The sequence below is a fragment of the Microlunatus elymi genome (assembly GCF_007362775.1).
GTDB classification, from domain to species: Bacteria; Actinomycetota; Actinomycetes; order Propionibacteriales; family Propionibacteriaceae; genus Microlunatus; species Microlunatus elymi.
Map to the genome: position 1 here is coordinate 2,540,209 of NZ_CP041692.1, position 11,055 is coordinate 2,551,263.

Sequence of the window (11,055 nt, forward strand, 5' to 3'; positions counted from 1 at the left end):
CATGACCGCGACCGGCACCGAGGAGACCAGCAGCGACCTCGCCTCCAGCAGCGACACGAGCGTGTCCGCGACCGGCGGTTACGACCTGATCCGGCGGCCGCTGCGGGAGCGGCCGATCCGGCTGGACCCGGCCCAGCAGCGGGTCGTCGACCATCCCGGCGGACCGCTGCTGGTGATCGCCGGACCCGGCACCGGCAAGACCAGCACCCTGATCGAGACGGCGGTGGACCGGATCGCGGTCCGCGGACTGGGCGCGGATCGGGTGCTGGCGCTGACCTTCTCGCGCCGGGCCGCGGCCGACCTGCGGGTCCGGATCGCCGCCCGGCTGGGCAGATCGGTCGCCAGTCCGCGAGCGATGACCGTGCATGCCTTCTGTTATGCGCTGATCCGCCGCTTCACGCCGATCGAGGGTGGCGCAGCCGAGCGGATCGGGCCGCGCCTGCTGACCGGTCCGGAGCAGGAGTTCCGGGTCCGCGAGGTGCTGCAGGGCAGTCTCGACTCCGGCAAGGTGCGCTGGCCGGAATCGGTCGGCCGCGCGTTCGGCACCCGCGGTTTCGCCGGCGAGGTCCGAGCCGTGCTCGCCAAGGCACGTCAGCTCGGGATGGATCCGGAGGATGTGATCGACGCTGGTCGACAGGCTGGTCGGCCGGAATGGGTCAGCGTCGGCGAATTCTTCGACGAGTATCTCGACGTGCTCGACGCCGAGGAGGTGATCGACTACGCCGAGCTGGTGCACCGGTGCCGGATCCTGCTCGCCGATTTCGACATCCTGGCCACCCTCCGCGGCGAGATCGGCTGCGTGCTGATCGACGAGTACCAGGACACCGACCCGGCCCAGATCCGGCTGTTGCAGGCGCTGGCCGGCGACGGCCGGGAGGTGATCGCCTTCGGTGACCCGGACCAGTCGATCTTCGGATTTCGCGGCGCCGAGGCCCGGGGCATCCTCGACTTCCCCGACCGGTTCCTCGTCGGCGCGGACGGCTCCGGGCAGCGCAGCCCAGCCCCGGTGATCGCGCTGCCCACCAATCACCGCAGTGGTGTCGCCCTGCAAGGAGCCAGCCGTGGTCTGGCCGATCGGCTCGGCATCCAGCGGGCGTTGCCGCCGAAGGTGTTGGCCGGGTTCCGCAGGCCGGAGTCGGCCGCGGAGCTGCCGCGGGGGCGGGTGGAGGCCTACACCTGCGTCAGCGCCGGAGCCGAGGCCGACCAGATCGCCGATCTGCTCCGCCGGGCGCATCTGCTGGACGGACTGGACTGGTCGCAGATGGCCGTGCTGGTGCGGCACGGCCGGCAGCGGATCCCGGGGCTCACCCGGGCGTTGACCGCCGCCGGGGTTCCGGTCGAGGTTGCCGGCGACGAGATCCCGCTGGCCGCGGAGTTGGCCACCCGGCCGCTGTTGCTCGGGCTGCGGGTGGCCGCGGCGGTCGGTTCGTTGCAGGCCGACGAGGCGCAGTTGCTGCTGGCCTCTCCGCTCGGCGGACTGGACAGCATGGCGATCCGCCGCCTGGGCCGGATGCTCCGGCATGCCGAGCGGACCGAGCTGGCGGGTGCGGCACTGCCGCGGCGCTCGCCGGAGTTGATCAAGGAAGCGATCACCGATCCGTCCCGGCTGGACGAGCTGCCGCAGACGTTCGAGGTGGCGGCGACCCGGCGGGTGGCCGAGTTGGTCGCCCGGGTGCAGAAGTTGATCACCGCCGGGGCGACCGCCGAGGAGGCGCTCTGGGAGCTGTGGACGGGCACGGACTGGCCCGAGCGACTGCGCAGCGACGCGCGGCTCGGCGGCGACATCGGGATGCGGTCCAATCGTGACCTCGATGCGGTGGTGGCGCTGTTCGACGTCGCCGGTCGCTCGGAGGAGGTCTCCGGGCTGCGGGGGGTCACCGGTTTCCTGGCCGAGGTGGAGGCCCAGCAGATTCCGGCCGACACCCGCAGTGAGGCGGCCGTCCGCGGCTCGGCGGTCCGTGTGCTCACTGCACATCGGGCCAAGGGTTTGCAGTGGCCGCTGGTGGTGGTCGCCTCGGTGCAGGAAGGCAGCTGGCCGGATATTCGCCGTCGCGGGTCACTGCTGGAGGCCGACAGGCTGAGCCGGCACGGGGTGGCCGAGGCCGAACCGCCGGCCGCTCGGATCGCCGAGGAGCGGCGGCTGTTCTACGTCGCCTGCACCCGAGCCGGCCGGCGGCTGGTGGTGACCGCGGTGGAGGGCACCGACGGCGAGAACGATCAACCGTCCCGGTTCATCAGTGAACTCGGGGTGCAGGTGCGCCGGCTCGCCGGTCGGCCGGCGCGTCCGCTCTCGTTGCCGGCGCTGATCGGTGATCTTCGCCGGGTCGGCGTCGATCCGCAGGCGCCGCCGGGTCTGCGGAGCGCCGCCGCGGTCCGGTTGGCGCGGTTGGCCGATGCCGTTGATGATCACGGCCGTCCGTTGGCGGCAGCCGCTCGACCGGGGCGCTGGTGGGGGATGCGGGGTCCCAGCGAGGCGACCGGCCCCGTACAGCATCCGGGGGCGCCGGTGCAGCTGTCCGGCAGTCAGCTCGCCTCCGTGCTGGACTGCCCGCGACAGTGGTTCCTGTCCCGGAAGGCCCGGGCCGAGTCGGTACGAGGGACCGCCGCCAGCTTCGGCTCGGTGGTGCACGTGCTGGCCCAGTACGGTGCGACGCAGTACGGCGCCGGCCGGCAGCTGGACGCGGACGCGATCTCCGGTCATCTGGACTCGATCTGGGACCAGCTCGATTTCGACGCCAACTGGCTGTCGGCGACCGAACGGATCGAGGCCGAATCCGCGCTGGAACGGTTTGCCCTGTGGCAAGTCGCGCGAGGTGACCGGGAGTTGCTGGGGACCGAGGTGCCGTTCAGCTGCGAAGTTGATCTTGGGAAGGATCGGGTCAAGCTGACCGGAACCGCCGACCGGGTCGAACGAGACGCCCAGGGCCGGATCCGGATCGTCGATTTCAAGACCGGCCGTCGACCGCCGACCGCGGCGGACATGGCGGTCCAAGATCAACTGGGGGTCTACCAGCTGGCGGTGGCCGAGGGTGCGTTGGCCGAGGTGACCGGCCCCGACGCCCGGACCGGAGGCGCCGAGCTGGTCTATCTGCGGCTGCCCGAGGGCAAGGGGCCGTTGCCGAAGGTGCTGGAGCAGGCGTCCCTGCAGGACGTACCGTTCCCGATCGCGCCGCCGGCCGACGCCGAGGCGGCGTATCCGACCTGGGTCCATCAACGCCTGGCCGACGCGGCCCAGATCATCCGCTCCGAACGGTTCGATGCTCGGACCGGCGCGCCCTGCCGGTATTGCCCCTTCCGCAGCAGCTGCCCGGCGCAGTCCGAGGGTCGGCAGGTGGTCTCATGATCAACCCCGTCGCGTTCAACTCAGGGCCGCGTCGATTCGAGTCCACGGATGATCTGATCGAAGCCCTCGGCATTCAGTTCTCCCTGCAACAGTTGGCCGCGATCACCGCGCCGCTGGAGCCGGGCGTGATCATCGCCGGTGCCGGCTCCGGCAAGACCACGGTGATGGCGGCCCGGGTGGTGTGGTTGGTCGGCATCGGAGCGGTCCGGCCGGAGGAGGTGCTCGGGCTGACCTTTACCCGCAAGGCAGCGGCCGAACTGTCCGGCCGGGTGCGGTCCGCGCTGCTGAAGGCGGGCGTGATCGACGAGCAGGGCGTGGACGAGGCCGGCGAACAGTTGATCATGACCTACGATGCGTTCGCGGCCCGGCTGGTGGCGGAGCAGGGGCTGCGGCTGGGCGTGGAGTCGGAGAGCGCGATGATCACCGGCGCGGCACGGTTCCGGCTGGCCTCCCGGGTGGTCGAGCAGGCCTCCGGACCGTTCGAGCAGATCTCCCGGCTGCGGCCGCAGACGGTGACCGAGCGGGTGCTGCAACTGGATTCGGATCTGCAGCAGCATCTGGTCCCGACGAACGCGCTCGACCAGCATGCGCGTCGGTGGCGACTGGCCTTCCAGGCGGCGCCGGTGAACAACCGCGGCAACGTGTATGCCGACGTCAAGAAGGCGTTGTCCGCGATCGACGAGCGGCTGGAACTGGCCAGCCTGGTCGACAGCTATCAAGGCTTGAAGCAACGCCTCGACGTAGTGGAATTCGCCGATCAGATGGCCGTCGCAGCTCGGCTGGCGACCGAGCTGCCGGAGGTGTCGCAGGCACTCCGGGACGAGTTCAAGGTGGTCCTGCTGGACGAGTACCAGGACACCTCGGCGGCTCAGGCGATCATGCTCCGCGGGCTGTTCTCCGGCGACGAGGAACGGTCCGGGCGGGGCCATCCGGTGACCGCGGTCGGTGACCCGTTCCAGGCGATCTACGGCTGGCGGGGCGCCGCGGCGAGCAACATCCTCCGCTTCGCGTCCTCCTTCCCGCGCGCCGACGGGCGCCCGAGCCGCCGGTTCGCCCTGACCGTGAACCGGCGCAGCGGCCAGACCATCCTCGACGTCGCGAACGTGCTCTCCGAGCCGCTGCGCGCCGACGAGTCGATGCTGCTCAAGGGCCCCGAGCATCTCGAAATGCCGGGAGCGTTGTCGGACGGCCCTGGGCCTGTCGAAGGGCTGGGGTTGTTGCAGGCACCGCCGAGCTCCGGCCCGGGTGAGGTACGTGCCGCCACGTTCCAGACCTGGGGCGAGGAGGTGTCCTGGCTGGCCGACCAGGTGGCCGCCGCTCGAGAAAGCCAGACCGTCACCGGCTGGTCCGAGGTCGCGGTGCTGACCAGACGCAACGCCGACATCGGCCCGATCTATGCCGAGCTGACGGCCCGCGACGTACCGACCGAGATCGTCGGCCTCGGCGGCCTGCTCAGCCTGCCCGAGGTGATGGATGTGGTGTCCACGCTGCGGCTGATCGACGACGTCACCGCCAATCCGGATCTGATCCGGCTGCTCGGCGGTCCGCGCTGGAACATCGGTCCCCGCGACCTGGCCCAACTCGGCCGACGGGCGCGTGAGCTGGCACAGGCCGGACCCGACGGTTCTGATCCCGACGGGTCCGATGATCACGGGGTCGGCGGATTGCTGGGTGCGCTCGAGCAGGCCGTCGGTGAGCTGGACCCGACCGAGGTGATCAGCCTGCTGGACGCCCTGGAGGATCCGGGCGACGGCTTCAGCGAGGAGACCCGGCAGCGGTTCGGGCAACTGGCGGCCGAGCTGGGCTATCTGCGCCGGCACAGTGATGAGCCGCTGCTCGACCTGTGCCGCCGGGTGGTGTCGGTGCTGGGACTGGACGTCGAGTTGCTGGCCACGCCGGACTTCGGCCGGACCCAACGTCGTGATCAGCTGGGCGCCTTCCTGGATGCGGTGGCCGACTACGCCGATGTCGACGGCCAGGCCTCGCTGTCCGGCCTGCTCAGCTTCCTGCGCGCCGAATCCGAGCACGGCAACGGGCTCGATCAGGCGGTTCCGTCGGATCGGGACTCGGTGAAGCTGCTCACCATGCACAAGGCCAAGGGCCTGGAATGGGACGTGGTGTTCCTGCCGGCGCTGATGAAGGGCACCTTCCCCAGTGATCGGGTGACCGACAACTGGGTGACCGCGGCCGGCGTGCTGCCGGCCGACCTGCGCGGCGACGCCGACTCGATTCCGCAGCTGTCCGAAGCTGCCGGGCCGGCCATCGCCGACTACAAGCAGCGGCTGAAGGATCAGCAGATCCTGGCCGAGGACCGGCTCGCCTACGTCGCCGCGACCCGAGCCCGGCGGGTGCTGATCGGCAGCGGCCACAACTGGCGGCCGGAGTTGATCAAGCCCCGGCAGCCGTCCCGCTACCTGCAGGTGATCATCGCCGAGGCGAATCGGCAGGATCGGTTGCTGCAGCAGGCGCCGCCGGCGGGGGAGATCAACCCGCACGACGCCGAGGCGCCGCCGGTGCCGTGGCCGCGGCCGCTGGATCCCGAGGCTCTGGACCGCCGACGCCATGCCGCTGAGCTGGTTCGGACCGCTCGACGGCGGCACGCGGCCGAGGGCCGCTACGACGGACCGCCGGGCGCCACCGAGCCGCTGTTGCTGGACGACGAGGAGACGGTCGCGGCGTGGGACGCCGACCTCGAACGGCTGCTGGCCGAGAGCATCGCGGCGCGCCGCGGATCGGCCGCGGTGGTGCTGCCGGAGTCCCTGTCGGCGACCGAGTTGATCAAGCTTCGAGCCGACTCCGGTGCGTACGCGGGTGATCTCGCGCGACCGATGCCGCGCCGGCCGTCCCGCCGGCAACGCTTCGGCACCCGATTCCATCAATGGATCGAACGTCGGCTGGGTGCCCGGATGATCACCGACGGCGCCTGGGGACAGCCGCAACTGGTCGACCCGGACGAGCTGGCCGACCGAGCCGACCTGGACGTGGACGGTGAGGCCGAGTTCCGCGAGCTGTGTGAACGGTTCGCTGCGGGCCGGTTCGGCGACTCGCGTCCGGTGGCGTTGGAGGCACCCTTCACCCTGGTGCTCGGCGGCCGGGTGATCCGGGGCCGGATCGACGCGGTGTATCGAATCGACGAAGGGCCACTGCGCTATCGGATCGTCGACTGGAAGACCTCACCGGGGCAGAGTCACGACCCGTTGCAGTTGGCGATCTATCGCACGGCGTGGGCCGAGTTGTCCGGAGTCGAGACCGACCAGGTGGACGCGGTCTTCTACTCGGTGCCCGAGGATCGGATCCTCGCGCCGTCCCGGTTGGCGTCCCGGCCGGAGCTGGAACGGATCCTCACCGCGGTGCCGGAAGCAGTAGCCGCGGCGGGGCGTCTAGCCTGAGACCCGTGACTGACACTGCTGGGACGGCCGGACCGCCGGCGTACGACTGGTCGGCCCCGCCGGAATGGGCCACCCCGAGCCGGCTGATCCGGGTCGAGGAGCATCAGACGTCCAACGAGTGGGTGCCGAAGTTGTGGCAGTCACCGGACGCCCGATTGTTGATCGTCGACGCGACGCGCGGCGTGGTCCCGGTTGACGAGCGCGGTGAGCGGCTGCGCTTCGTCGCCCCGGTGGAGGAGTACGACAGTGCGCGGCACTATCTGCTCGGCACCGTCGACGCGGTCCCGTACTTCGTCATGCTGGGCGATCCGGACGAGTCGGTGCCCGGTCCGTCCGGCACCGTACGGCAGCTCACGGTCAGCCTTGATGATCTTGACCGAGAGATCGCGATCACCGCGGTCGCGCTGATCAACTGGCACCGCAACGAGTCGTTCTGCGGACGGTGCGGCACGACCAGCGAGGTCCGCAAGGCAGGCTTCATGCGGGTCTGCCCGAACTGCGGCAACGAATACTTCCCGCGCACCGATCCGGCGGTGATCGTGGCGATCCTCGATGACGAGGACCGGTTGCTGCTCGGCAGCCAGGCCGACTGGGGCAATCGGGTGTCGGTGTTCGCCGGTTTCGTCGAAGCCGGCGAGTCGGCCGAACAGGCAGTGCACCGCGAGATCGCCGAGGAGGTCGGCCTGTCGCTGCGCGACATCCGCTACTACGGCAGCCAACCCTGGCCGTTCCCGCGTTCGCTCATGCTCGGCTTCGTCGCCCGTGCCGCCGGCACCGAGATCAACATCGACAATGCGGAGATCAGCTACGCCGACTGGTTCACCCGGGACCGGCTGGCCCGGGACATGGCGGACGGGACCATCGCTCGCCCGTCGTCGAACTCGATCGCATTCCGGCTGATCACGGCCTGGCGTCAGGGGCGGCTCTGACCGCGATGCTTCCGCCGCAGGTGCAGCGGCTGTGCGATCAGTTCCTGCGGCAGTCGCCGCCCGGGTTGATCACCGGGCTCTACCTGCGCGGCGGAATCGGCTTCGGCGAATGGATCGAGGGCGTCTCCGACGTTGACTTCGTCGCCACCGTGGCGCATCGACCGACGCCGGCCGAAATTGATCAACTTCGCGACGTTCATCGCGGCCTGCGCGAGCAGTCGCCGACCGACTTCTCCGGGATTCACATCCTCGCCGATGATCTTGCCCGCGATCCGCGGGAGTGCCCGGAGGTGCCGACGGTGCTGGACGGCGACTTCCGAGTCGGACCGCCGCTGGACGGGATGATCTGCTGGCATGAGCTGGCGCGTCGCGGCGTCACCGTGACGGGCACGCCGCACACCGAGCGGCCGATCTGGACCTCCCAGCCGGACCTGATCTCCTTCACCCGAGGCAATCTGGACGGCTACTGGCGCAACTGGGCCGATCGACTGGCCGCGGTCGAGCCGGACAAGATCACCGACCGGGTCTGCGCCTGGTGTGTCCTCGGTGTCACTCGGTTGCATCATCTGTTGATCACCGGTGAGATGACCAGCAAGTCGGGCGCCGGCCGCTGGGGGCCGACCTTCTACGACGAACCCTGGCACCGCGTCCTGGCCGAAGGGCTGCGCTGTCGTGAGGGCGGGCCGCCGCAGTACGCCGCCGAACCTGAGCTGCGTGCGGCCGAGGTTTCCGCCTTCGTCGCGATGGTGGTCCAGTCGGGGACGGCCGGTCCTGATCGGGCCGGGTGAGGTGGCGGTGCGGGACGAGTCCGTACGCGGCGTTGTTGATCTTGTCCGGCAACGCCCCGACGACGTCGTGATCATCGCCGTCGACGGGCACAGCGCGGCCGGCAAGTCGACCTTCGCCCGGGCCGTGGCTGCCGAGTTGGATGCGGCCCTCGTGCACGGCGACGACTTCTATCGCGTGATGGATGAGGACGAACGCGCGGCCCTCACACCGGAACAGGGTGCCGATCAGTACTACGACTGCCAACGGCTGCGGAGCGAGGTGCTGATTCCCTTACGTCGTGGACGATCCGTGCAGTTCCGGCCGTACGACTGGGCGGCCAACCGGCTCGCCACCGACATCACGACGATCCCGCCGGCGCGACGGGTAGTGGTCGAAGGACTCTTCGTCTCTCGGCCCGAGTTGGCCGACGTTGTTGATCTTGCCGTGCTGGTCACTGCCGACGCCGCATTGCGCCGACGTCGCCAACTCGCGCGGGCCGACGCCTCGCCGGAGTGGCTGGCCCGCTGGGATGCAGCCGAACGCTGGTACTTCGACCAGGTCCGAGAGCCCGACTCCTACGATCTGGTGATCAGCACCTGACGAGCCCGGCCGCCGCCTGCGTGTGCGGAGCCTCCTGCTGCCACTATCGACTCGCATCCGGAGATCTGTTCTGAAACGCTCGCACCATGACGACAGATCGCCCCGCCGACGTCCTCGATGAGCTGCCGCCCGCGCACGCCGAACTCGTCACCCGGCTGGCGGCGCTGCCCGGAGTCGAGGCGATCGCCCTGGGTGGGTCGCGGGCGCAGGGGACGGCTGGTCCGGACAGCGACTGGGACTTCGGCATCTACTACCGGACCGGGTTCGATCCCGCCGAGGTACGAGCACTCGGTTACGACGGCACCGTGGTCGAGATCGGCGAGTGGGGCGGCGGTGTGTTCAACGGCGGTGCCTGGCTGCAGGTCGACGGCCACAAGACCGACTTGTTGTGGCGAGATCTCGATGTGGTCGAGCACGAGATCGCCGAGGCACGGGCCGGTCGGTGGCGGGTCGAGCCGCTGAGGTTCCACCTGACCGGAATTCCGACCTACCTCCTGCTGGCCGAGTTGGCGGCGAACCGGGCGCTGGTCGGCCGCCTGCCGCGGCCCGGCTACCCGGAGGCGTTGAGAGAGTCGGCCGCCCGGGGCTGGGCCCGCGGGGCCGAACTCACCCTCGACTTCGCCCGCACCGCTCATGCCCGGCAAGGCCGGGTGACCACCTGTTTCGGGGCACTGGCCGTCGGCGCGGCCGAGTTCGCCCACGCCGTGGCCGCCGCTTCCGGCCGCTGGGTGACCAACGACAAGACCCTGCTGTCGATCGGAGGTATGAGCGCTGTGGACGACATCGTCCGCGTGGCCGGCCGGGATCCGAGTCCGGCGGCTCTGATCGCCGCGGTGGACGCGACCGTCGAACTCGGCCGCAGCACGTTGGCGGCGGCTCGGGCCGATCGGTGACCGGCGGCGCGGACGGTCAGCTCACCGCGCGCCGGGTACGCCGCCACAGCAACGCGGCGACGATGCCGATCACCGCAAAACCGGCGGCCAGCAGGTAACCGGCGGCACTGGTGTCGATGGACGCGATCGCGGTGATCGGGGAGAAGTCGACGCCGAACACCTCGGACAACAACGTCGCGGCGGCGATGGTGCCGACCAGCAGGGCCGAACAGATGCTGATGCCGGTGATCAACAGGTTGAAGTTGATCTTGCGGGCCGGATCGTCGGCCGCGGATTCGTACATCTTCAACATCATCAGGCCGTTCGAGGTGTCACCCAAGGTCATCGCGGCGGCGAACAGGAACGGCAGCGACAGCGTGGCCAGCGGCGCCGCACCGGCCAGCCCGGCGGCCCCGGTCAACATCAACAAGCCGATCTGGCTGGAGGTGTCGAACCCCAACGAGAACAGGAATCCGATGCCGTAGATGTGATGCGGGTGCCGGACTCGACGCAACGGCGCGGTCATGATCATCGCCGCCGGACCGCGCGGTGTGAGAGCCTGCGGCGGCACTTCCAGACCGGGATCGCGCCGCAGCCGCAGGCGCAGCCTCCAGGCCGTGATGAAGGCGGCCAGATTGGAGATCGCGACCAGCAACAGATACAGCCCGGACACCGACAGGCCGATGATGCCGAGCGCCTGAGCCGCGGTCGACTCGCCGTCCAGCGCGTGCCGAACCGCGCCCAACCCGGCCACCAGCGCGACCCCGGTCAAGATCACCACGGTGGAGTGCCCGGTGGAGAAGGCCAGCCCTACCGACGCGGGCCGCCTGCCCTCGGAGATGAATTTGCGGGTCGAGTTGTCGATCATGGAAATGTGATCGAAGTCGAAGGAGTGCATCAGCCCGCGCAGGTAGGCCAGCACCGCGAGCGGCACGGTCACCACCTTGCCCTGCCCGGGCAGCAGCGTGGTGGCCAGCAGCGTGAGACCGATCAGGTGCAACCCGCCGATCACCACGTACGACGCGGTCACCCGGGTCCGGAACGGTCGTGCCTCCCGGCCGGCCGGGGTCAGCAGCGAGCGCAGCGTCGTCGGCTCGGCAACCGGACTGGTCGACGTACGCTGCGGAGTCACGGTGTGATCCTGCCATGATCGC

7 protein-coding genes are annotated in these 11,055 nt (G+C 70.1%); 6 read left to right on the plus strand and 1 reads right to left on the minus strand.

What is annotated here, in order from left to right:
* The first annotated feature begins 1 nt into the window (after position 1).
* The 6 genes from FOE78_RS11490 (at position 2) to FOE78_RS11515 (ending at position 9,922) form a co-directional block, all read left to right on the plus strand.
* Complete coding sequence (locus FOE78_RS11490) at positions 2-3,343, plus strand: ATP-dependent helicase (protein ID WP_143986409.1); 3,342 nt, start codon at positions 2-4, stop codon at positions 3,341-3,343.
* Entirely contained in the window at positions 3,340-6,732 is a 3,393-nt protein-coding gene (locus FOE78_RS11495; protein ID WP_143986410.1) for an ATP-dependent DNA helicase, read from the plus strand. The genes FOE78_RS11490 and FOE78_RS11495 overlap by 4 nt, the downstream gene beginning before the upstream one ends.
* A 5-nt stretch (positions 6,733-6,737) precedes the next feature.
* A complete protein-coding gene (gene nudC / locus FOE78_RS11500) occupies positions 6,738-7,661 on the plus strand; it encodes an NAD(+) diphosphatase (RefSeq protein WP_168207485.1) in 924 nt (307 codons plus the stop codon).
* A 5-nt stretch (positions 7,662-7,666) separates the two neighbouring features.
* Positions 7,667-8,449, plus strand: coding sequence for a DUF4111 domain-containing protein (locus FOE78_RS11505; protein ID WP_143986412.1), 783 nt, complete (start codon positions 7,667-7,669; stop codon positions 8,447-8,449).
* A 7-nt stretch (positions 8,450-8,456) separates the two neighbouring features.
* The gene (locus tag FOE78_RS11510) at positions 8,457-9,029 is read left to right on the plus strand and encodes a uridine kinase family protein (RefSeq protein ID WP_168207486.1); all 573 of its coding nucleotides are present in this window, start codon (positions 8,457-8,459) and stop codon (positions 9,027-9,029) included.
* An 86-nt stretch (positions 9,030-9,115) separates the two neighbouring features.
* Complete coding sequence (locus tag FOE78_RS11515; RefSeq protein ID WP_143986414.1) at positions 9,116-9,922, plus strand: nucleotidyltransferase family protein; 807 nt, start codon at positions 9,116-9,118, stop codon at positions 9,920-9,922.
* Between the two features lie 16 nt (positions 9,923-9,938).
* Here FOE78_RS11515 and FOE78_RS11520 read toward each other — a convergent pair whose 3' ends face one another.
* A complete protein-coding gene (locus FOE78_RS11520; RefSeq protein WP_143986415.1) occupies positions 9,939-11,033 on the minus strand; it encodes a HoxN/HupN/NixA family nickel/cobalt transporter in 1,095 nt (364 codons plus the stop codon).
* Positions 11,034-11,055 lie beyond the last annotated feature (22 nt).